This window comes from uncultured Cytophaga sp. (assembly GCF_937863595.1).
GTDB lineage: Bacteria > Bacteroidota > Bacteroidia > Cytophagales > Cytophagaceae > Cytophaga.
In genome coordinates, this window is the sequence record NZ_CALMGQ010000181.1 from 20,010 (window position 1) to 42,223 (window position 22,214).

General features: G+C 33.2%; 22 protein-coding genes. 19 read left to right on the plus strand and 3 right to left on the minus strand.

Annotated features, from left to right (window positions below):
- Window positions 1-7: 7 nt before the first annotated feature.
- Window positions 8-1,789 carry a glycoside hydrolase family 15 protein gene (locus tag Q0543_RS15810; RefSeq protein WP_299255340.1) on the minus strand — a complete coding sequence of 594 codons (1,782 nt, stop codon included), beginning with the start codon at window positions 1,787-1,789 and terminating at the stop codon, window positions 8-10.
- 444 nt (window positions 1,790-2,233) lie between these two features.
- On the opposite strand from Q0543_RS15810, the gene Q0543_RS15815 reads away from it, so the two are divergent.
- The 6 genes from Q0543_RS15815 (at window position 2,234) to Q0543_RS15840 (ending at window position 8,725) form a co-directional block, all read left to right on the plus strand.
- Window positions 2,234-4,120 carry a mechanosensitive ion channel domain-containing protein gene (locus Q0543_RS15815; protein ID WP_299255343.1) on the plus strand — a complete coding sequence of 629 codons (1,887 nt, stop codon included), beginning with the start codon at window positions 2,234-2,236 and terminating at the stop codon, window positions 4,118-4,120.
- Between the two features lie 6 nt (window positions 4,121-4,126).
- Window positions 4,127-5,863 carry an APC family permease gene (locus Q0543_RS15820; protein WP_299255413.1) on the plus strand — a complete coding sequence of 579 codons (1,737 nt, stop codon included), beginning with the start codon at window positions 4,127-4,129 and terminating at the stop codon, window positions 5,861-5,863.
- Window positions 5,864-5,903: 40 nt separating this feature from the next.
- On the plus strand, window positions 5,904-7,133 hold the full coding sequence (locus Q0543_RS15825; protein ID WP_299255346.1) for a sodium:proton antiporter: 1,230 nt from the start codon (window positions 5,904-5,906) through the stop codon (window positions 7,131-7,133).
- A 6-nt stretch (window positions 7,134-7,139) separates the two neighbouring features.
- A complete protein-coding gene (locus tag Q0543_RS15830; protein ID WP_299255349.1) occupies window positions 7,140-7,535 on the plus strand; it encodes a hypothetical protein in 396 nt (131 codons plus the stop codon).
- Window positions 7,519-8,082, plus strand: a complete 564-nt coding sequence (locus Q0543_RS15835) for a Crp/Fnr family transcriptional regulator (RefSeq protein ID WP_299255352.1) — start codon at window positions 7,519-7,521, stop codon at window positions 8,080-8,082. Before Q0543_RS15830 ends, Q0543_RS15835 begins: the two co-directional genes overlap by 17 nt.
- 64 nt (window positions 8,083-8,146) lie before the next feature.
- Entirely contained in the window at window positions 8,147-8,725 is a 579-nt protein-coding gene (locus Q0543_RS15840) for an NAD(P)H-dependent oxidoreductase (protein ID WP_299255355.1), read from the plus strand.
- Between the two features lie 22 nt (window positions 8,726-8,747).
- On the opposite strand, the gene Q0543_RS15845 is transcribed toward Q0543_RS15840, so the two are convergent.
- Entirely contained in the window at window positions 8,748-10,064 is a 1,317-nt protein-coding gene (locus Q0543_RS15845) for an MFS transporter (RefSeq protein ID WP_299255358.1), read from the minus strand.
- 266 nt (window positions 10,065-10,330) lie between these two features.
- On the opposite strand from Q0543_RS15845, the gene Q0543_RS15850 reads away from it, so the two are divergent.
- From Q0543_RS15850 to Q0543_RS15900, 11 genes are all read left to right on the plus strand, one after another.
- Window positions 10,331-11,560 carry a histidine kinase gene (locus tag Q0543_RS15850; protein ID WP_299255361.1) on the plus strand — a complete coding sequence of 410 codons (1,230 nt, stop codon included), beginning with the start codon at window positions 10,331-10,333 and terminating at the stop codon, window positions 11,558-11,560.
- Between the two features lie 120 nt (window positions 11,561-11,680).
- Window positions 11,681-12,166 (plus strand): hypothetical protein, encoded by a 486-nt coding sequence (locus Q0543_RS15855; RefSeq protein ID WP_299255363.1) that lies wholly within the window; start codon window positions 11,681-11,683, stop codon window positions 12,164-12,166.
- A gap of 19 nt (window positions 12,167-12,185) precedes the next feature.
- Window positions 12,186-13,085, plus strand: a complete 900-nt coding sequence (locus Q0543_RS15860; protein ID WP_299255365.1) for a hypothetical protein — start codon at window positions 12,186-12,188, stop codon at window positions 13,083-13,085.
- Window positions 13,086-13,096: 11 nt separating this feature from the next.
- Window positions 13,097-14,245, plus strand: coding sequence for a beta-ketoacyl-ACP synthase III (locus tag Q0543_RS15865; protein WP_299255368.1), 1,149 nt, complete (start codon window positions 13,097-13,099; stop codon window positions 14,243-14,245).
- A gap of 28 nt (window positions 14,246-14,273) precedes the next feature.
- Window positions 14,274-14,678, plus strand: coding sequence for a hypothetical protein (locus Q0543_RS15870; RefSeq protein ID WP_299255371.1), 405 nt, complete (start codon window positions 14,274-14,276; stop codon window positions 14,676-14,678).
- Window positions 14,671-15,690, plus strand: coding sequence for a BtrH N-terminal domain-containing protein (locus Q0543_RS15875; protein WP_299255374.1), 1,020 nt, complete (start codon window positions 14,671-14,673; stop codon window positions 15,688-15,690). The genes Q0543_RS15870 and Q0543_RS15875 overlap by 8 nt, the downstream gene beginning before the upstream one ends.
- Entirely contained in the window at window positions 15,678-16,427 is a 750-nt protein-coding gene (locus tag Q0543_RS15880; RefSeq protein ID WP_299255377.1) for an ABC transporter ATP-binding protein, read from the plus strand. The genes Q0543_RS15875 and Q0543_RS15880 overlap by 13 nt, the downstream gene beginning before the upstream one ends.
- 1 nt (window position 16,428) lies before the next feature.
- Window positions 16,429-17,715: an ABC transporter permease gene (locus Q0543_RS15885; protein WP_299255380.1), complete on the plus strand. Its 1,287-nt coding sequence runs from the start codon at window positions 16,429-16,431 to the stop codon at window positions 17,713-17,715.
- Between the two features lie 8 nt (window positions 17,716-17,723).
- Window positions 17,724-17,987 (plus strand): phosphopantetheine-binding protein, encoded by a 264-nt coding sequence (locus Q0543_RS15890; RefSeq protein ID WP_299255383.1) that lies wholly within the window; start codon window positions 17,724-17,726, stop codon window positions 17,985-17,987.
- A gap of 7 nt (window positions 17,988-17,994) precedes the next feature.
- Window positions 17,995-19,182, plus strand: a complete 1,188-nt coding sequence (locus Q0543_RS15895) for a beta-ketoacyl-[acyl-carrier-protein] synthase family protein (RefSeq protein ID WP_299255387.1) — start codon at window positions 17,995-17,997, stop codon at window positions 19,180-19,182.
- 5 nt (window positions 19,183-19,187) lie between these two features.
- The gene (locus Q0543_RS15900) at window positions 19,188-20,219 is read left to right on the plus strand and encodes a beta-ketoacyl synthase chain length factor (protein WP_299255390.1); all 1,032 of its coding nucleotides are present in this window, start codon (window positions 19,188-19,190) and stop codon (window positions 20,217-20,219) included.
- Window positions 20,220-20,282: 63 nt separating this feature from the next.
- On the opposite strand, the gene Q0543_RS15905 is transcribed toward Q0543_RS15900, so the two are convergent.
- Entirely contained in the window at window positions 20,283-20,822 is a 540-nt protein-coding gene (locus Q0543_RS15905) for a YceI family protein (protein ID WP_299255393.1), read from the minus strand.
- 143 nt (window positions 20,823-20,965) lie between these two features.
- On the opposite strand from Q0543_RS15905, the gene Q0543_RS15910 reads away from it, so the two are divergent.
- Window positions 20,966-21,370 (plus strand): hypothetical protein, encoded by a 405-nt coding sequence (locus Q0543_RS15910; protein ID WP_299255396.1) that lies wholly within the window; start codon window positions 20,966-20,968, stop codon window positions 21,368-21,370.
- A gap of 109 nt (window positions 21,371-21,479) precedes the next feature.
- Window positions 21,480-21,935, plus strand: a complete 456-nt coding sequence (locus Q0543_RS15915; protein ID WP_299255399.1) for a hypothetical protein — start codon at window positions 21,480-21,482, stop codon at window positions 21,933-21,935.
- Window positions 21,936-22,214 lie beyond the last annotated feature (279 nt).

The window sequence follows — 22,214 nt, forward strand, 5'->3', positions numbered from 1 at the left end:
ACTTAAATTAAACGTAAGCTGGTTTATCTAATTTTTTTGCTATTCTGTAAGCAGAATTCATTAAACCAACATGGCTGTATGTTTGAGGAAAATTGCCCCATTGACTACCATCCAAACCAACATCTTCACTCAATAAACCCAAATGATTTGTATACTTAATTAAAGACTCAAATGCTTTAACAGCATCTGCAACTCTACCAACAGATGCTAGTGCATCCACATACCAAAAAGCACAAACCAGAAAGGTTACTTCTGGCTTACCAAAATCGTCTTCGTGTTTGTAACGAAAAAGTAACCCATCTTTCACCATTAAATCTTCTTCGATTGCTTTCAAGTGCAATCGAGCGCGCTCCGAAGCAGGATCTAAATAATGCATACTAATTAATTGTATGCAACTAGCATCTAAATATTTTGAACCTACCGCCTGTGTATAAACCTTACGTTCGGGATCATAACATTTTTCAATCATTTCAGCAGCCTTAATAATTGTTGCCTTCGATTTTTCAATCAATGTTGTATCACTATATAATTCTCCGATTTTCAAAGCTGATTTTGCCCCAACCCAATGAAATAAAAACGTATAACAATGATGCTGCTTCAAATGTCTGAACTCCCATAAGCCCGCATCCTTTTCATCCATTGTCTTATCTATAAAAGCCAATAATTTATAAACAATATCTGTTGATAATTTATTGGCATGAATCAATCGACTATCCGTAAACAATGGTGTTATGCTTGCTAAAATCTGCCCGTACACATCGTTTTGAATATGTGTGTAGGCATCATTTCCAACGCGTACAGGTTTGTTTCCTAGGTACCCTTCTAAATCCAATTCAATCTCTGTAACTGTCTTTGAACAATCAATACCGTAAAGAGGCTGTATTCGATCCACCTCATTTTGAACAATATTTTCGATGTAATGAAAATACTTTTCAGATTCTTCAAAGTGACCAATGTTATTAAATGCTTGAAGTGTATAATAGGTGTCACGCATCCAACAATATCGATAATCCCAATTACGTGTAGAACCATCACTCTCAGGTAAACTCATAGTGCCTGATGCTATAATGCCCCCTGTATCTTCATATTGATGTAATTTTAATGCTAAGGCAGAACGAATGATATGCTCTTGATAAAAACTTGCGATATAGGTTGCTTTCACCCAATTATTCCAATATTGACGCGTTTTTTGTAAAAACTCTTCCGCTGTATAATCAATGGCTGCTTCCAAGGGTGGGCCATAGGTAAAGAACATATACTTCGTTTCTGTCAAAGAAAATTCCTTTTCTTCAATTACATAGGTTATAGGAATATTGGTACTTAAACGTACATCGGCATCTAAATGCAAAAATCGAATGTGATTACTTCCGTAAGAAGTTGCAATTTCATTGTTACCTCTCATACTGCCTGGCTTACATCGAACCTTAACACGAGGCTTCCCCTCTACCACTTCAATTTTACGAACCAACATAAGTGGCATAAAATGTCGATTGTATTGTTGAAAACGTGGGGCAAAATCAGTAACTCTATATGTACCGGTTGGTGTAATACAAGTCGTCACTAAAATATTTGTATTCTCTAAATAATTTTGTTCAAAACATGCACTATCCATATCAGCCGGCTTAATGGAAAATTCTCCACCTTTTTCTTTGTCGAGTAATGCTCCAAACATAAAATCAGAATCGAACCTAGGCAAACACATCCAATCGATATTTGTGTTTTTATTTACATATGCTATAAATGAACAGTTTCCTACGACACCCATGTCGTATTTGTGAGGGGCTTTCATAACGTATTTTTTAGTGATAAAATAATATTTAAAAAAATCAATAATTATAATATACAAAAAAATAATGGCTTATAAAAATTAAAAATATTTAATACGTTATTTATAGTTGTCGAAATAAATAACGTATTAAAATATTAATACTGCATACATATCTACACATCGACTGTAAATAAAGGGCTGTATGATATTATAACAATTTAAATAAATTATTATAATAGTGTGCTTATTTAAATACTACGCTTGCAGTAAAAAAATGGATTGATGCAACAATAAATTATTTTCTTGTAATAATCCCAACAGATAAATCACTTACATACTTATGCTAAAAACAATATTTCTGGTAATTTATACTCGTACATTATAAAAATTATGTAGCTTTATAAATGAATTACTTAATTCTAAGCCACTTAATACCTATTAATGCGCTATTTAACAAATAAATCAATGTCGACAATAATTCGTTTTCTGCCCATTTTATTAATCCAATTTTTATCCCTCTTTTCATTTGCTCAAACAGATAGCATCGCATTAAAAAACGATTCGCTAAATACTTCGTTGTTGAATGCATTCAATAAAAAAATAAAACTGATTGAAATAAATAGAATTGAAGATTCCATAAAAAAAGAAAAACTTGAAAATCAATTAAACTCTTTACAAACTACCGATAATTTAAAAAAAGAAGAACTGCAAAAACAACTAGCAGAACTTAAAGAAAAAGATACGCAACGTTTAAAAGAAAAGATAAATCGAATAGATTCGTTACGAAATACAGCAAAAAAATATCCTGTTTTTGGTTTTTTCAATGATACATTATTTAATGTGTATACAAAATCAGGAAGTTTTTCAGCCGAAATGCGCGCATCAACTATATCAGAAAGAATCAAACAGCTTGAGGCAGGATTCATACCAAATAAAGATTCTATCTTCCTTATACCTTTTGAATCTAGTATTGATATCATGCACGATGAGGTTATTATCATGAGCATAACAGATAATGATGCGATATGGAATAATACAACACCCATTGAACTTGCAAACACATATAAAGTACTCATTACAAATACCCTTTTAGATTATAAAAAACAAACAAGCATCCTAAATCTTTTAAAAGAAGTAGGGTTAGCGCTTTTAGTAATTCTACTATTCGCTCTTTTAATTCATTATTTAAAAAGATTGTTCACTTGGTCGGCTAAGAAAATAATAAGTTATGAAAATACACTTTTATCGGGCTTCAAAATTAAAAACTATGTATTACTTGATTCCAAAAGCCAAGTAAATGGATTGCTAACTATCAATACATTTATTAAATGGATCTTAATATTAATAAGTATTTATATTGCCCTTCCTATATTATTTGGCATTTTCCCTTGGACAAAAGATTTCGCTGGTGAATTATTTGGATACATTTTAACGCCCATAAAAAAAATAGCTTTAGGTCTATGGCATTATCTTCCCAATCTTATTACTATAATCGTTATCATAACTGTTTTTAGATATGTATTAAAAGGGATAAATTATTTAAGATTAGAAATAGCTTCTGGAAAACTCAGTATACCTGGTTTCTTTCCGGACTGGGCAAACCCTACGTATCAGATCGTTCGGGTGTTGCTTGTAGCATTCTTAATCGTGGTGATATTTCCGTATTTACCTGGAAGCGATTCTCCCGTATTTAGAGGTGTTTCCGTATTTCTTGGTTTCTTATTTACGTTTGGTTCGGCTGGTTCTTTATCAAATGTTGTCGCTGGACTAGTACTCACTTACATGCGATTATTTAAAATTGGAGATCGAGTAAAGATTGGAGAAGTTGTTGGCGATGTGATTGAAAAATCACTGTTAGTAACCCGACTACGTACAATTAAAAATGAAATCATTTCTATACCCAATTCTACAATCATGAATAATCATACAGTAAATTATAGTAGTGATGCGCCCACCCATGGGTTAATAATTCATACGACTGTTACTATTGGTTATGATGTACCTTGGAGAGATATGCATCAAGCACTAATTGATGCAGCCTTAAAAACTAAGCTTATTTTACAGGAACCAACCCCTTTTGTATTGCAGACAGGTTTAGAGGATTTTTATGTTGCGTATCAAATAAATGCCTACACCCATGATTCAAACGTACAACAAATAATTTATTCAGATTTACACCAAAACATACAGGATGTATGCTTTGAGCGCGGAATAGAAATACTTTCTCCCCATTACAGAGCTGCTAGAGATGGAAACAGCACAACCATACCTGCAAGTTATTTGCCAAAAGATTATAAAGCTCCAAATTTCAATATCAATATTACCAAACCAAATCCTGAAGAAAATAACTAATGAAGAATATCGTTCACAAAAAAATTAAATGAATTACAATCAACTGCAATCTGTGGAAACGATATTAGCTCTTCTTGCTTGTACGTTTCAGCACTAACAATTATGTATGCGGGCCAATTTGCATGGATATCCTTGTTAATTGTTGGATTGGTATTGTTTCTATTTAGAAAAATCTACGGTGAAGTTGTTGGTGCAATTCCCTTAAATGGTGGAGCATACAATGTACTATTAAATACATCTACCAAAAGATTGGCTTCTTTAGCTGCAGCTCTTACTATATTGTCTTACATGGCTACTGCAGTTATTTCTGCATCAGAAGCAATGCATTATTTAGCTAGTATTTATAAAGCGCTACCAGTAGATTATTCTACCACTGTTGTCTTGTTATGTTTTACAGGCTTAGCAATCCTTGGCATAGGCGAATCTGCAATCGTTGCTGTGATAATCTTCATCATTCATTTATCTACATTATCTATACTCGTGGTTACTTCAGCATGGTTTATAATGATGCATGGCTTAGAAATATTTCATTTAAATTGGAGTCTCCCTATTCAATCAGGCAATTTTACGACAGCTTTGTTTTTAGGGTTTGCCACAGCCATGCTCGGCATATCCGGATTTGAGAGTTCCGCCAATTTTGTAGAAGAACAAGAGCATGGCGTTTTCCCTAAAACATTACGGAATATGTGGGCCGTTGTAAGTTTCTTCAATCCAGTAATTGCACTCATACTTATTTGTGTCATTCCATTAGCTCTTGTAGGTGAACATCAAGAATCATTATTGGCATTCCTAGGACACACAACAGGAGGTAAATGGCTGGCATATTTAGTTTCAATAGATGCAGTTCTTGTTTTATGTGGTGCGGTTTTGACTTCTTTTGTTGGCGTTTCAGGCTTACTAGAACGCATCACATTGGATCGCATTCTCCCTAATTATTTTTTAAAGAAAAATAAAAGAGGTTCAAATTACAGAATTGTCATTGCCTTCTTTATTTTATGTGTCTCTGTGCTTGTTGTTACTAAAGGACACGTTGCTGCTCTAGCTGGTGTTTATACGTTTTCTTTCTTAGCAGTAATGGCTTTGTTTGGCTTTGGTAATTTATTGTTGAAATTCAAAAGAAGTAGATTGCCTCGGCCAGAAAGAGCAAATGGATTGATTGTCCTAATTGCAATTGCACTAATTATAGTTGCATTTATTGGGAATATAATTTTACACTTGGATTATTTTTATACTTTTTTAAATTATTTAATACCAACGCTTTTATTTATTGCCATTATGCTTAACAGAGCATTTATAGTAAAAATGTGTATTGAACTTCTTGAATATATATCTAAACCCTTTCAAAAGATTGTCATCAAAAGCAATAAATATTTGCAAAAATTGCACACTAAAATCAATGCACAAGAATTCGTTTTCTTTACAAAAGGTGACAATGTTGCTGTACTAAACTTGGTGATGCAATATGTGCAGTCAAATGAAACGACAAAAAAATTAAAGATTGTAAATATTAAATCAGAAAATCATTCGAATGAATTACTGCGCAAGGATTTGGAAGTATTAGATAGAGCATATCCAGAAATAGATATTGACTTCATTGAAATACCTGGAGTATTTGGACCAGATATCATCGATGAATTGTCTAAGAAATGGAGTATTCCAAAAAACTTTATGTTTATCGGTGCGCCAGGAAATAAATTCCCCTATAGAGTTTCTGAATTAGGTGGTGTACGTTTGATTATGTAATAGGATCTCGTTTACGTATCATTCTCTTTCTATATATATAATGGAACTGTTTCATCTATTTTCGATTCTAATCGTATTGTCTGCACTCTTCGCATATATTAATTTTAAATTCTTAAAATTACCAAATGCGATTGGACTCATGTTGGTATCCCTATTATTTTCGGTAGCCATTATTTTAACCAGTAATTTTGTTCCAAACTTTAAAATTGCCATCATTGGTATTTTAAAAGGTTTAGATTTTAGTGAGTTGTTATTAGAAGTAATGCTTAGCTTCATGCTCTTTGCTGGTGCAATCCATATTAAATACAAAGATTTAAAAAATGAAAAATTAGCTATTTTATTATTCTCAACAATTAGTGTCATTATAAGTACGATTCTTATTGGATTAATAACGTACTATATATTAAATGTATTTGGAATACAAGTTGCACTCATTCATGCTTTTTTGTTTGGGGCATTAATTTCTCCGACAGATCCTATTGCAGTATTAAGCATTTTAAAAAGTGCAGGGATTCCAAAATCGTTAGAAACCAAAATTGCTGGAGAATCACTATTCAATGATGGTGTAGCCGTTGTTATTTTTATAACCATACTTCAACTTGCTAAACCATCTATAGAATTAAGTATTGGTGATATAGTATTGTTATTTGGACAAGAAGCTATTGGCGGTATTGTACTTGGTATAACCATTGGATATTTTGGATACAAACTCATCTCTAGTATTGATAATTATAAAGTTGAAGTACTCATAACGTTAGCTATTGTAATGGGTGGGTATACCCTCGCGCATTACACCCATGTTTCTGGCCCTTTAGCAATGGTAGCCGCAGGACTTATAACAGGGAATAGAAGTAAAGAATATGGCATGTCTGATTTGACAGCTCAATACGTAGATAAATTTTGGGAATTGTTAGATGATATACTAAATGCCGTTTTATTTGTGTTGATTGGCTTGGAATTATTGCTTGTTGAAACGAGCAACTTAGTTGTATTTATTTCTTTTATTCTCATTTTTTTCATTCTCATAATTCGATACATTTCCGTATTCATCCCTTCAATGTTGATTCGTTTAAAGGAAGAAGTAAATCAAAAAACACTTGTTATTTTAACTTGGGGAGGACTACGTGGAGGAATATCCATTGCATTGGCACTATCTATACAACTAGAAAATCACCGGGATATTTGGGTGACGATTACCTATGTCATTGTATGCTTTTCTATTTTAATTCAAGGATTGACAATTGGAAAACTCGCAACAAAACTAAACTAAATAACTATGAATAGTATACTAATCTTCTATGGCTTATTCTTAATAAGCTGTGGTCTCGTTTCTCTCATTTTCATTGGCAAGACAGCTAAGACAGCTTTGCTATCCGGAGGATCAACAGGAGTAATAAGTTTAATTGTTGGCTATAATTATTCACTAAACAATATCCCCCTTGTTATCATTGCGATTGTTATTCCTCTTTTTTTATTTTTCATTTTTGCTTGGAGAACGTCAAAAACACTATTCAAACTTATTGAACTCATCACTATTAATAGCGCAGAAACAAAACCCAAAGCGATTGCATTCTTAATTATTAGTTTAATGGCTATTGTTTCTATTTTCACCTTTGCAATTCAGATAATAGCTTATATTAAAATAGTTTATAGCAATGAAGATTTTTTTTAAATCACTAAACATTTTAAACGAAGAGGAATTAAACCAAGTGGAGAACTTGTGTTCAATTCGTTTTGTTAAAAAAGGAGGATACTTGATAAAAGAGGGTTCAATTTCAAAAGAAATTTTCCTCATCAAGAAAGGTGCATTAAGACTATTTTATACTAATTCCGCTGGCAATGAAATTACTAGCTGTTTAGCATTTGACAATGAAATGATTTCAGCATACGCCAGCTTTATAACTGAATCACAAACAGAAGAAAATATTCAAGCGGTAAGTGACAGTGAAATTGTTTTGTTAAAAAAACATGATTTAGATTTTTTATATAAGCAAGGTACTGTTTGGCAAAAAGTAGGGCGAATCATTGCAGAAATGCATTATATAGAACTGACAAAAAAAATCGTATCCTTTCAAAAGGATACAGCAAAGGAAAGATACAATCAACTTCTACAAAAACATCCTGAATACATTCAAGTAATTCCACAACACCAATTAGCTTCATTGTTAGGAATTACACCTAGACACCTCAGTAGATTAAAAAAAGAGGTTTGTAAATAGACAAATGTCCTAGCCCCTATTCTTTTAAATTATTTATTTTTGGTTTACATTAATATTGCTAAACATGAAAAAGATACTTATTATCAATGGGCATCCAAATAAAAACAGCTTCAACTCCTCTATTGCAAATGCATATAAGAAAGGCGCAATTCAATCGACCGATTATTTACAAGAAATTGAAATTTCAGATTTGAATTTCAACCTAAATTTAGAATTTGGCTATACAAAAAGAATAGAACTTGAACCTGATTTGCAAGAAGCTTGGGGAAAGATTATTTGGGCAGACCACATTATATGGATCCACCCCGTATGGTGGGGCGGACTACCAGCCAAATTAAAAGGATTTATTGACAGAGTATTCTTACCAGGAAGAGCATTCGCATACAAAGAAAATTCTGTTTGGTGGGATAAATTACTTAAGGGGAAGTCTGCGCATATAATCACAACACTAGATCAACCTAGTTGGTATTATAAGTTAATGTTTGGAAACCCAAGTGTAAATCAATTGAAGAAATCAACATTGCAATTTTGTGGAATCAATCCTGTCAAAGTAACCTATATTGGTATTGTTAAAAATGCTACAGTCGATAAACGTAATAAATGGCTTAAACAAATTGAAAAGCTCGGAAAAAAATTACGATAATCGAATTTGCTATTGCTTGTATTTATTGCGATATTTTATACCCCCGATACTTATCTATAATTCTTTTTCTTAAGAAGAATATGACCAGACCAGATACCATCACAATGGTTGCACCAGCTTGCAAAGCAAAGGAAGTTCCAAAATATTCAGACACCCAACCAATCTGCAAATTACCAAATGGCGTTAATCCAATAAACATCAGCACATAAATACTCATCACTCTTCCTCTAAATTCACTTTTTACAAGCATTTGAATCGTAGTATTGGCTTGAGATGCAAAAGATAATAATCCAAATCCGCTGAAAAATAACAATATAGATGCTGTATGAATATTATCCGTAAAACTAAATAAGAAGATACTTATTGAAAAAATTAGCGTTCCGCCAACAATAAAATAAAGAGGTGAAAATTTCTTAGAATACAATGCAATTGTTATTGTAGCTAACAACGAACCTAATCCTGATGCTGCATATAAATACCCCAAGCCAGCGGCATCTACATGGAAAACTTTTTTTGCTATTACAGGCAAGACAGTAGTATAAGACCAACCAAAGATTGAAACAATTCCAATTACTAAAAACAAGGTTCGAATGATGGGATGTTTAAAAGAATAATCCAAACCTTCTTTAATTGCAACAATGGGATTTGGTAAATGTGTTTTAATGACAGAATCGATTTTTATCTTTTTCAATGCAAATAATACAGCTATATAACTTAAGGCGTTTAAAATAAAAGCACCGCCCGTACCAATAATTGCAATCATAATACCAGCAACCGTAGGTCCGATTACTCGAGCGCTATTAAACACGCCAGAATTTAATGCAATTGCAGAAGCAAGTTGTTCTTTATTTACTAACTCAGAAACAAACGCTTGCCTAGCTGGCGCATCAATTGCATTTACAGTGCCTAACAAAAATGAGATTGTACAAATTTCCCAAATAGTGATCCAACCAAATATAGTTAATACCCCCAATAAAAAAGCCAATATCATGGACGCAATTTGAGTTGCAAATAAAATATCTTTTTTAGGAAATCGATCAACAATAACGCCTCCAAATAAAGTAAAAAGTAATGTGGGCAAAGTGGACAATGCCATTACTAGGCCAATTAAAAATACAGAGTCTGTTAATTGCAATACCAGCCAACTTTGAGCAACGATTTGCATCCAAGTACCAATCATTGAAATTAGTTGTCCTAAAAAATATTTCTTATAATTTTCACTTTGGAATGCAGGGAACCCATTGTAAATTTTATTAACCCAATAGGAGTTTTGTCCAATGGGCACCTCGGGATTGGGGTTTACAATAAATTTCTCTTCGGAATCGTCCTTAACACGCATAATAAATTAGACACATCAATCTACTATTAAAGATAGAGATTGCAACAAACAAATCATCTAAATGCATCCGTTTATTAACACGTTGAATCTAAAATAATTATTTTAGCAAATCCTTCCATTTCTAATTAAACATAGCCAATATTAAAAATCAAGATAAATTTCATCGGCATTTTATTTATCAACACTCAAATTATTTGCCCATTACTTGATAATACGTAATTAAATATCAATATTTATAGTCGACACATGAAGTCTTTATTTAAAATATGAATAAATTCTACAGCAATGAGTTATTTCGTAGAGAGAATCGCATTGAAAAATATATTTTTATAACTGTTATTATTACCTTATTGGGATTGATTCCAGATGCAGCTTTTAAAATGTATTCTGCGATGATTTATATTGCGATCGTTTCTCCAATTCTAATAGCCGCATATTATTTTAATAGAAAACAAACCGATATTGCAGGTACATTATTATTATTGTTTATTACGGAAGCCATTTTTGTTTCTAATTTGTATTATGGGGCAAAGTCTAATAACAGTTACTTTTATATTGCAGAATATATCACCATGCTTCTTGTTATCGATACACGGAATAAATTTTATTTAATCCTAAACCATTTACACATAGGTATTTCTATTGTAACTACCCAATTTTTATTTTTTTACAATTATAAAGTCACTCCCATTGAAGCAAATTCATACTTAATCATGGGAAATGTCAATATCCTATTGTCAATTTTGGCTAGTTTATATCTCTTTTACACATTTGTTGAAGAAAGCACTGAAAAAGAAAACTACTTAATATCAATACATAAGCGCATTAATACTAAAAATAAAATCATTGGAAATGCTCAGATAAATTTAGAAACATTTATTTATCGTGCCTCTCATAATTTACAAGGTCCCATACGTTCAATAATGGGAATATATAATATCAGTACACTTGAAGATGATCCAAAAAAATTAAAGGAGCTGTTTCACTTAATAAATACAAGCGCTATTCAATTAGATAAAGAATTGAGCATAACGTCTCAAATTTTCAAAATAAATCAACATGTAATAAATATACAACCTATTGATTTATTAGACTTTACAAAAGATTATTATAATACCTCCGAAATCGACCTCTCAGAAAGTGATACTCTAGATTTTAATACCCTAGCGGATATAACAATGCTTACTGAAGGAATGAATAACTTATTCGTTATTTATGAAAAGTTAAGATTGTCACCTAATTCTACGCCAATATTAGCACTATATAGGAAAGGTACCATTTTCTATTTTACACTTACGTTTGAGTCTATTAACCTAGATGACAAATACTTAAATGTATTTTTTGCTCCTTATCAAAAAGACTTGGCCTATTTATATAATTTAACAAGTGAACCATACATTTGCAGAAGAATTATGGATAAACTCCATGGCGACCTCTCTATTCGAAAAATAAATAATAACACCCTGTCATTCACTGTTACCTCACATCTTATATAGGGGAAACACAAAAATAAGAACAAAAGTAACTAACATTTGAAAAATTTACGTTCTATAATATTTTTTGTAGTTGTAGAACCTAGTAGGATTCTTTATCTTTGATATTGAATTTTATAAAACATGGCATTATTATCAATTTTCTTATCTCTTTTCATAATCAATCCCTCTTCAAATGAGCTGATTACGATAGGTTATGATAGTTTCGATAAGAAAGCATATTATGCAACTTTTGCATCTAATGATATTAATACCGTAAATGCTGAGTTGAAAATTTTAAAATCGAACCCTTCACTTCTAGCCTATGAAGGGGCATTATTGATGAAAAAAGCGGACTTAGTGGGCAACCCAAAAGATAAATTGTCTTTCATGAAAGAAGGGAAAAATAAATTAGAAACTACCATTTCTAAAAATCCTTCTAATATTGAATACCGCTTCTTACGCTATATGATTCAAGATAATGCTCCAAGTTTTTTAGGATATAATTCAAATCTTGAAGATGATAGAAAAAAAATAATTTCTGAATATAAAAATTTCGATCAAGTAGTTAAAGATGCCATCCTGAATTATAGTAAAATATCAAAAACACTTTCTACAGATCAATTTTAATATTTGACACCCCTATAAAATGTCAAAAAAAATATTAATCCTATATTACTCACAGAGCGGGCAATTGACAGAAATTGTTGATTCTATTTCTATCCCATTGATAGAAGCGGGGGCTACTATAGAAAAAATAACCATCAAACCTAAAAACGACTTTCCTTTCCCTTGGACTTCAGACACTTTTTTTGATGCCATGCCTGAATGTGTATTAGGAGAGACTATTGAATTAGAAGCATTTACTTTTAAGCAAGAACGATATGATTTAATCATATTTGCTTATCAACCCTGGTTCTTATCACCAAGCATTCCGGCAACGAGTGCCTTAAAGGATACTGCAGTGAAAAAAATCATGGAAAATACTCCAGTGATTACATTGATTGGTGCACGTAATATGTGGCTAAACAGTCAAGATAAAGTTAAAGTATTATTGAAGGAAGCCAACGCAATTCTTGTTGGAAATATAGCATTAGTAGATAAACACAACAACCATTTAAGTGCAGTAAGTATTTTATACTGGATGTTATCAGGAAAGAAAGAAAAATATCTCTCTATATTTCCGATACCTGGCGTTTCAGATAGCGACATAAAAGGTTCGACTGCGTTTGGAAGAACAATTTCTTATTTTTTAAATAAAGAAAGTTGGTCTGGAATGCAGGATACACTAATAGCGCAAAATGCCGTAGTCGTAAAAGCGAACTTAATGTTTATTGAACAAAGAGCGCGCAAGTTATTTTCAATTTGGGCAAATTTGATTAAAAATAAATCAAATCGTAAGCCTTGGGTAACCGCTTATAAATATTATTTATTAATTGCATTATTTATAGTTGCACCTATTGTAATAGCTATTAATGAAGTGCTTTTCAAGCCGTTTTTGAAAAAGCAGATTAATGAAAAAAGAAAAAAATATCAAACATTGAATTAACCGTGTTGGGGATGTCAGCAAAGCAAGTATATATTATAAAAACAGCAAGTTTTTTTCCTAATGAACCCGTTTCAAACGATGAAATAGAAGAATATCTTGGTTATATAAATAATCAAACGTCTAAATCAAAACGCATCGTTCTTAGAAACAATGGTATTAAGCGACGTTTTTATGCACTTAAAAAAGATGGAACGGCTACGCATACAAATGCACAAATGGCATCGCTAGCTATTCGGAAATTATTTAACAATAATCCCGAAGAGCTAAAGAAGATAGAATTATTGAGCTGTGGTACTTCAAGCCCAGATCAAATGATGCCATCTCATTCAGTAATGGTACATGGCTGGTTACCTGAATCGAATGCGATTGACGTTGTATCGCCATCGGGAAATTGCTGTGCGGGTCTACACGCATTAAAATATGCATACATGGCGGTTCGGGCTGGCGATGTTTCAACAGCAGTTGTTGCTGGTTCAGAACGCACATCTAGAATACTTCGCTCAGATGTTTTTGAAGATGAAGTTCAAAAATTAACTGAATTAGAAGAAAATCCTTCCATCAGTTTTGAAAAAGAATTTCTACGTTGGATGTTATCAGACGGAGCAGGTGCATTTTTGCTTTCAGATAAACCAAATGAAAACGAAATTAGTTTACGAATCGATTGGATTGAAGCAGTATCCTATGCACACAAGGTTGAAACATGTATGTATATGGGTGGCGACAAATTAGAAGACGGCTCGCTAAAGGGATACATGGATTATACGCCTGAGGAAATTGTTTCTCAGTCTATTTTAAGCATGAAGCAAGACGTAAAAATACTACGTGAAAACATCATCGAATTAGGATTTGATAAATTGAAAGTAGTATTTGATAAACGTGGACATTCGGTTGATGAAATTCAATATTTCCTACCACACATGTCTAGTGCGTTTTTTAAAGATAAAATATCAAACAAACTTACTGAAAATGGAATGACCATTCCTGAAGAGAAATGGTTTACAAACTTAACATCCGTAGGTAACGTTGGTGCAGGTTCAATCTACTTAATGATAGACGAATTATTGCACAGTGGGAAGTTAAAAAAAGGAGAGAAGATTCTTATTGTTGTTCCAGAAAGTGCTCGTTTCTCTTATGTTTATAGCATGCTAACTGTTTGTTAATTTTTAAACCCTAACGAAACTTCCTACTATGAAAAAAGACGAAACACCTCAAGATCCAAGTGGGTTGAATAATTTTACAAAAGAAGTTTGTTATGCGGTAGATGAATCTGGAAAGTATGTCACTCAACTCAGCAGTGGTTGGGAGGTAAAATCTGATGCACTTGGTATTACGTGGGATGATATCAATAAGAAAGTTGAAGCAGCAAAGAATGCAGTTTTAAAAGGAGAATTAAGTCCAATCGCTTATTACATTGAATTACGTGTAATGGATTTAACAATTGTTTCTGCTTATACTGGTTTTTGGAAATGGACGATTAAAAGACATTTAAAGCCAAGTATTTTTAATAAATTATCGAATTCAACACTTCAAAAATACACTGACTTATTTGAGGTTAGTATCGAACAACTAAAAAACATTTCCCTTAATGCCTAACACATTTGAACACCTACAGGCGGCTCATTGCGAAAATGGAGTTACGACAAACTTATTACGCAGTGTTGGGGTTTCTAAAATGACCGAACCGCTTGCCTTTGGCATTGGTTCTGGATTGTTTTATATATACATCCCTTTAATGAAAATTAATGGCGGTCCGGCAATTGCATTTCGTACCATGCCAGGCTTGATTTTTAAAAGAACGGCACAATCTTTAGGGATTGATGTTATTCGTAAAACATTTAACTCAAAAGAAAAAGCACAACAATTTTTAGACGAATGCATACAATCAGGACAACCCGTAGGTTGTCAAGTGGGTGTATACTTTCTAAGCTATTTCCCCAAAGAATATCGTTTCCATTTTAACGCGCATAATCTAATTGTCTATGGTAAAGAGGGCGACAATTATTTAGTGAGTGACCCTGTTATGGAAACAACGACCACCTTGACGAGTTATGAACTAGAACGCGTTCGCTTTGCAAAAGGCGCCTTAGCTCCAAAAGGACAAGTGTATTTTCCAAAACCTTCAACAACACTTGTTACTGACGACCAAATACGCAAAGCAATTGTAAGCGGGGTAAAAAGAAATGTTCGAGATATGTTGCACATCCCTGGTGGGATTGCTGGCGTTAGTGGCATAAAATATACTGGCAATAAAATTAAAAAGTGGAGAGATAAATTAGGCGTTGAAAAAGCGGGTCTTTATTTAGCTCAGTTGGTACGCATGCAAGAAGAAATCGGCACCGGTGGCGGTGGCTTCCGATTTATTTATGGCGCTTTTTTACAGCAAGCCCATGCGTTTCATAACGACGACAATCTTTTAGAAATATCAAAAACATTCACCCAGTCTGGTGACATGTGGCGTAATGCCGCAATTCAAGCAGCAGGTATTTACAAAGGAAGAATCACATCGCAAGCTGATTTTGATGTAATGGGAGATTACCTACTTGAAATTTCAGAAGTAGAGAAAAAAGCATTTAAAGAATTAAGTACCATAAAATGGCAGAAATAATTAAGCCTGCTATACATATATCAAACCTATCTTTTCAATACAACGAAAATTCAGGTGTTTATTTCAATGATTTCAATTTGACAATTTTTGAAGGTGAACGCTTTGGTCTTTTCGGACCAAACGGTGCAGGTAAGTCTACGTTGATGAGCTTAATGACAGGTTTAATAAAACCTCAAACAGGCTCAGTAGATTTATTCAATCAACATATAACCAACAAACAATCACGCACATTATTTGGTTATGTACCTCAAGATTTTTCACTTTATGAAGAATTAAGTCCAATAGAGAACTTAACCTTCTTTGGTGCATGGGCAGGATTATCAAAAAAAGAAATTCAAGTTCGCATCCATGAATTGCTAGAAATTCTAGGCTTGATGGATGTTAAAAATAAAGCTGTCAAAACTTTTTCTGGAGGTATGAAACGACGTGTAAATCTTGCGATAGGCGTTATTCATAAACCTAAAATATTATTTTTGGATGAACCAACAGTTGGTGTAGATATACAAACGCGACATGCAATCATTGAATATCTAAAACAATTGAATGAAGCAGGTATGACACTGGTATATACTTCACATCAATTAACGGAAGCAGAAGATTTGTGTAATAGAATTGCATTAATGGACCATGGTAAAATTCTTACCTGTGGTGAAATAGCGACATTACTTCAAACACATAACGAAGAGAATTTGGAATCCCTATTTCTTCACTTAACTGGCAAGGAGTACAGAAACTAAGATGTTTAAACTTTGGACAACCATACGAAAGGATACCTTACTCTTATTACGCGATAAGGTTGGCTTGCTATTAATGTTTGTAATGCCCATACTATTGGTATTGGTTATTACTACGATTCAAAATAGCACCTTTGAATTAGTAAACGAAAATAAAATCCCTCTCCTAGTTTGCAATAAAGATACCGCACAAACAAGCACAGAGTTTATAGATGCCTTAAACCAAATTGGAATGTTTAAAATGGAATTGGTATCAAGCGATTTGTCTGCCAATTCACTAAACACATTGATGCACGATAAAGATGCACTCATTGCAATCATTATCCCAACAACCTTCTCCTCCTCTATTCAGCAAAAAACAACGCAAGTAACAACAAATGCTTTGCAACAATTTGGATTGAATGACAGTACAAAAGTGCACAAAACTCCACTTGAGAAATCAGAGTCCTTGTTATTTTTCTACAATCCTGTATTACAACAATCCTTCCTTCAGTCTATAAACGGTGCCCTTACAAGCGCCATTCAAATCATAGAAGGTAAAAAATTAGTGCAGCAATTATACGTTACACTAAATGAGAAGCCAATGCCTCAAAACTTGCAGATGGAAATTCTCCAAAAAAATATTTCAATCGAAGAAATTGCTGCAGCTAAAGATGGCAGCAAAACCATACCGAATGCTACGCAACACAATGTGCCGGCATGGACCATCTTTGCAATGTTCTTTATAGTTATTTCGCTAGGAGGCAGCATTGTTCAAGAAAAACGCAGTGGTAGTTTTGTTCGCCTCAAAACACTTCCAACTAATTATTTAGTAGCTTTATTTTCTAAACAAATAACCTACCTAGCTGTTACCTTATCGCAAGTTGTTGTTATATTCTCTTTAGGCATTTGGATTTTCCCATTCATTGGACTGCCAGCCCTAAACATGCCGAGTGATTTGTTAGGTTTATTTATTGTATCTGTATTGTGTGGTGGCGCAGCAATAAGCTATGCAATATGTATTGGCACCTTTGCTCAAACTCAAGAGCAAGCAAATGGATTTGGTGCTGTATCAATTGTGATACTTGCTGCTGTAAGTGGTATATTAGTTCCATCCTTTGCAATGCCGCAATCATTTGCAGTTGTAATGAAAATGTCACCCTTATATTGGTGCTTGGAATCGTATTACGGTTTATTTTTGGAACGTGGAAATTTCTGGGATGTGTTAGAAACAACACTTCCGCTTGTTGGGTTTATCATCATCATACAAGGAATAACCATTATTGGTCTTAAAAAGAAAAATTTGATTTAAATTTATATATGGAAACTGCTGAATTAAAACACCAAGTAAAAGAACAAATAATCAAGTTCTTAAATTTAATCTCTGTAACACCTGCTGACATTAAAGACGATGAGCCATTATTTGGTGAAGGCTTAGGTCTTGACTCAATCGATTCATTAGAATTAATTGTTTTAATGGATAGAGAATATGGAATTAAAATTACGGATCCTAAAGATGGTCGTAAAGTATTGACAGATATCAATACAATGGTTGCTTACATTGAACAACACAGAACAAAATAATTTTTTTGTGGATAGAATTGTTGTAACAGGGATTGGTATCATTAGCGCTATAGGTGAGTCCGTTGAATCAAACAGATTGGCTTTAAAAAATAGTACAACTGGTATTGGTACCTTAGAATTGTTTGAGACAAATTATGCAAGCACACTTCCATTTGCAGAAATCAAGCGCACAAACAATTCTTTAAAGCAACAATTAAACGTTGATGCATTAAATATCACCAGAACAAGTTTGCTTGCACAGCATGCATGTAATCAAGCAATCCTTGATAGCAATCTAACAAAAGCAGAATTAGAGTCTGCAGACACAGCTTTAATTAACGGTACTACAGTAGGTGGCATGTGTCTTACAGATGAATTGTATCAAGATGCAAATCGCAATTCAACTACATCACCGTATGTTGAAAGTTACGATCTAGCATCCGTTGCTATTTACTTACAAGAATTGTACAACATACAAGGTATCTGTAACACGATCAATACAGCTTGTTCTTCCTCTGCAAATGCAATCATGTACGGTGCACGACTTATTCATCAAGGAAAAGCAAAACGTGTCATTGTGGGTGGCGTAGATAGCTTAGCAAAATTTACGATTAATGGCTTTAATGCCTTACATATTTTATCTTCAGAAAAATGTAAACCATTCGATCAAAATAGATCTGGTTTAAATTTAGGTGAAGCTGCAGCTTTTTTAGTCTTAGAAAAAGAATCGGATTGCAAAAATAAAAAACCGTATGCTATATTGAGCGGCTACGCAAATGCAAATGATGCCTACCACGCATCTGCGCTCTCCGAAACAGGTGATGGTCCGTATGAAGCAATGAGCACAGCACTTGCAGTTGCCCGGTTGAATCCAAACGACATCAGCTATATCAACGCACATGGTACAGGTACTGAGAATAACGACTTGGCAGAAAGTGCGGCTATGATTCGTTTGTTTAATAATGTACCTCCTTTTGTCTCTACAAAATCATTAACAGGACATACGCTTGGCGCTTCTGCTGCAATTGAAGCTGTCTTCAGTATTTTAGCCTTACAACATCAAGAATTATATCCATCTGCGAATAGCGTTCAGCCAATTGAAGGGACGGGATTAAAACCCTTAGCAACATTTCAAAAAGCACCTGTTAAACACGTTATGTCTAACTCCTTTGGTTTTGCAGGAAATTGTAGTTCGCTCATCTTCTCAATCGTGTAATCTATATGTTTTACATTCATCAAACATCTTGCATTACCGCACAACAATCTTTCGTTGAGCCAACATTACGTTCTATTACAGAATCAGTTGAAAATAAATTATACGCAACAGAAAATAATTACGACAGCATTCCTCCAAATGTGTTAAGGCGTCTTGGAAAAGCCGTAAAAATGGGTATTGCAACAGGTAATGAGGTGCTTGCAAAACAAGAAGTGGATGGTATCATATTAGGCACTGCAAACGGCGGACTAGAAGATTGTATTAAATTTTTAAATCAAATTATTCAATATCAAGAAGGCCGATTAACACCGACTAACTTTGTACAAAGTACTACCAATGCAATAGCAGGACAGCTTGGTATTATGTATAAAAATAAAGGATACAACATCACTCATGTTCATAGAGGTTTGGCATTTGAAAATGCATTGATTGATGTTGAAATGCTTTTAAGTGACCATCCCACAAATACCTATTTGGTTGGCGGTGTGGATGAAATTTCAGAATACAATTATACCATAGAAGATTTAGCAGGCTCTTACAAAAAGGAAATACTATCAAATACAGAGCTCCTCAATTCTACCACAGACGGCTCAATTGCTGGTGAAGGCGCTGCAATGTTCGTTGTAAATACTGTAAAGTCAAATGCAACAGCTGAAGTCAAAGCAATTAAAACATTCGTTACAAAAAAAACAGAGACGCTTGAGAAAGAATTGTCTCAGTTCATAAATACGGCTTTACCAAAAGGAGAAAAGGTTGACTTAATCGTTTCTGGAAAAAATGGAGATGCGCGCTTAAACAATTATTATGCACTAGTTGAAAATCAACTTAAAGAAACCCCAACTACTTATTACAAACATTTAACGGGAGAGTTTCCAACTTCAAGCGCTGTTGCTTTATGGCTTGCATCAATGGTATTAAGTCGAACAGAACCTTTGGCATTATTAAAAATAGAAGTTGCTAATCCCATTAAAAATATCTTATTATATAATACCTACAAAGGCAATCAACACAGCTTCATCTTAGTATCAGCAGTATAAAATTATTTATTATTTCATTTTTGGTCTATTGTTCTATTCATAGATTAAAAAAAATATTTTTATTTATTTTAAAATTACCACTTTTAGCATAATCGCAACATCATCGCTCATTGTAATACTGCTCCCACCAACATTATAATCGCGTCTATTCAATGAAAGTGTACCTTGAAAAGTATTATCTATATACGTAAAGGGAATTTTTATTTCTTTCCTAACGCCCTTAATTGTTAAATTTCCTTCTACAATAAAACTTCCAGTTGTTGTTTTCAATACTTTTGTACTTACAAACGTTATCGTTGGATACGTTTCAACATTAAAATATTCTTCTTTTTTCAAGTGTTTATCCCTTCCTTCAATTCCCGTATCAATGGTACCCACTTGAATGGTTGCTTTAATTGAACTTGGAGCCTTAGCAGATTCATTGAATTCTATAGATGTTTCGAATTTTTTAAATGAACCCGTAACACTAATACCTGCATTTTTAATTTTGAAATCTATCGTACTATTTGCATAATCAGGTTTCAATAAAAATGACATGCTCATAACAGCAAAAAAAATCAGCCCTATTTGTATTTTGTTGGGTGCAATTGATTTTATATTCATAAGACCAAATAATTATATGATATATGTTTTCCTTTCGAAAAGAAGTTAGGTGTCCAAAAATAAAATATTACCAAGGTTATTCATAGTATATTACCTATTTTAGTACTCATATAATATAATCCAAATTATCTTCTCAAACCAATATGAAACTATATTTATTCCTAACATTGACTCTTGTGCTATTTTTTGCATGTAATTCATCCAATACGCCACTCAATACACACATTTCTAAGCATAATTATCATGTCTCAACAGATAGTATAGAACAAACGCTTGAACTATTCTCTATGGGTGATTCTTCCACACAATTCACCTTGCGTGTAGAAAATAAAAACTTAGACAGTATGGATAGTTATATGAGCCATGCATTTTCAAAAGATGGAATCCATTTTACACACACTAGAAAAGATTGTAACATTGCATTTGAAATTATAGATTCTAAAAAAGACACTCTAAAACTTACTACGTGCGAATGTAAAGAATTAACGCTTTCGCCCCTATTTATAAATATGGCAACCGATACTTCAGACATTATCGTTTTTAGATAACATAGTACCAAACAACCATTTGTAAAACAACACGTATAGTTTATTACATCTTATTATGTGGTTCATTATTAAGAGTTCACCAATATTAAACCTTTAATTTATACCTATCATGAAAAAACAGTTATCCTTAATTGCATTCATCCTTTTTGCATTTATTTTACAATCACAATCGCCAGTACAACCCGATCCAACAAAGACTAAATACATGATTTTAAAAACAAATCGTTTGTTAGGGATGAATCATATGGCTGTAAAAAATGGAAAAATATTTACAGGAGACTTTGGGAAAGGAATTCAATATGAGCGTTATGCAAAACAATTGTATCTTGCCAAAGAATATAAAAAAGCAGCACAGTTTACGTATCGTGCTAGAGAATTTTCTATTGCATCCTTAGTAGCAAATAAAGCAAAACCTACTAGTGATGGCTCATTTACATCAGAAGAAAAAATGATGACTTCTCCATTGCCCGAAGTTGCGGATATGGATAAAGAATTATCTGAAAAAAATATTGCAAAACCTACAGACGAAGAACTACTCGTTGGAAATTTAGATATCGCTATATAACTAATTTATTCGTTCAAGTTAGAATATTAAAAATCCCGCATAAAGCGGGATTTTTAATATCTGAACGATGATTCTGAAGCTTCTATTTCCTGGCTAACCCCTTGGCTAAACTGTTGGCTGCCCCCACGGCAATCAAAGTCAAGTTGCCCTCTTTTTGAAATTCCATATTTTAAAATACATTAGATATTTTTTTTATACATGCGCTGAACAGCTTTCATTGCCTTCGTATTTAATATAACGGAAAACGAGTTAAGTTTTCCGTTCTAATAAGTTATTTTA

Coding starts and splice junctions, on each gene's coding strand:
- Q0543_RS15810 (WP_299255340.1), bottom strand. CDS start 1,789: ATGAAAGCCCCTCACAAATACGACATGGGTGTCGTAGGAAACTGTTCA.
- Q0543_RS15815 (WP_299255343.1), top strand. CDS start 2,234: ATGTCGACAATAATTCGTTTTCTGCCCATTTTATTAATCCAATTTTTA.
- Q0543_RS15825 (WP_299255346.1), top strand. CDS start 5,904: ATGGAACTGTTTCATCTATTTTCGATTCTAATCGTATTGTCTGCACTC.
- Q0543_RS15830 (WP_299255349.1), top strand. CDS start 7,140: ATGAATAGTATACTAATCTTCTATGGCTTATTCTTAATAAGCTGTGGT.
- Q0543_RS15835 (WP_299255352.1), top strand. CDS start 7,519: ATGAAGATTTTTTTTAAATCACTAAACATTTTAAACGAAGAGGAATTA.
- Q0543_RS15840 (WP_299255355.1), top strand. CDS start 8,147: ATGAAAAAGATACTTATTATCAATGGGCATCCAAATAAAAACAGCTTC.
- Q0543_RS15845 (WP_299255358.1), bottom strand. CDS start 10,064: ATGCGTGTTAAGGACGATTCCGAAGAGAAATTTATTGTAAACCCCAAT.
- Q0543_RS15850 (WP_299255361.1), top strand. CDS start 10,331: ATGAATAAATTCTACAGCAATGAGTTATTTCGTAGAGAGAATCGCATT.
- Q0543_RS15855 (WP_299255363.1), top strand. CDS start 11,681: ATGGCATTATTATCAATTTTCTTATCTCTTTTCATAATCAATCCCTCT.
- Q0543_RS15860 (WP_299255365.1), top strand. CDS start 12,186: ATGTCAAAAAAAATATTAATCCTATATTACTCACAGAGCGGGCAATTG.
- Q0543_RS15865 (WP_299255368.1), top strand. CDS start 13,097: ATGTCAGCAAAGCAAGTATATATTATAAAAACAGCAAGTTTTTTTCCT.
- Q0543_RS15870 (WP_299255371.1), top strand. CDS start 14,274: ATGAAAAAAGACGAAACACCTCAAGATCCAAGTGGGTTGAATAATTTT.
- Q0543_RS15875 (WP_299255374.1), top strand. CDS start 14,671: ATGCCTAACACATTTGAACACCTACAGGCGGCTCATTGCGAAAATGGA.
- Q0543_RS15880 (WP_299255377.1), top strand. CDS start 15,678: ATGGCAGAAATAATTAAGCCTGCTATACATATATCAAACCTATCTTTT.
- Q0543_RS15885 (WP_299255380.1), top strand. CDS start 16,429: ATGTTTAAACTTTGGACAACCATACGAAAGGATACCTTACTCTTATTA.
- Q0543_RS15890 (WP_299255383.1), top strand. CDS start 17,724: ATGGAAACTGCTGAATTAAAACACCAAGTAAAAGAACAAATAATCAAG.
- Q0543_RS15900 (WP_299255390.1), top strand. CDS start 19,188: ATGTTTTACATTCATCAAACATCTTGCATTACCGCACAACAATCTTTC.
- Q0543_RS15905 (WP_299255393.1), bottom strand. CDS start 20,822: ATGAATATAAAATCAATTGCACCCAACAAAATACAAATAGGGCTGATT.
- Q0543_RS15910 (WP_299255396.1), top strand. CDS start 20,966: ATGAAACTATATTTATTCCTAACATTGACTCTTGTGCTATTTTTTGCA.
- Q0543_RS15915 (WP_299255399.1), top strand. CDS start 21,480: ATGAAAAAACAGTTATCCTTAATTGCATTCATCCTTTTTGCATTTATT.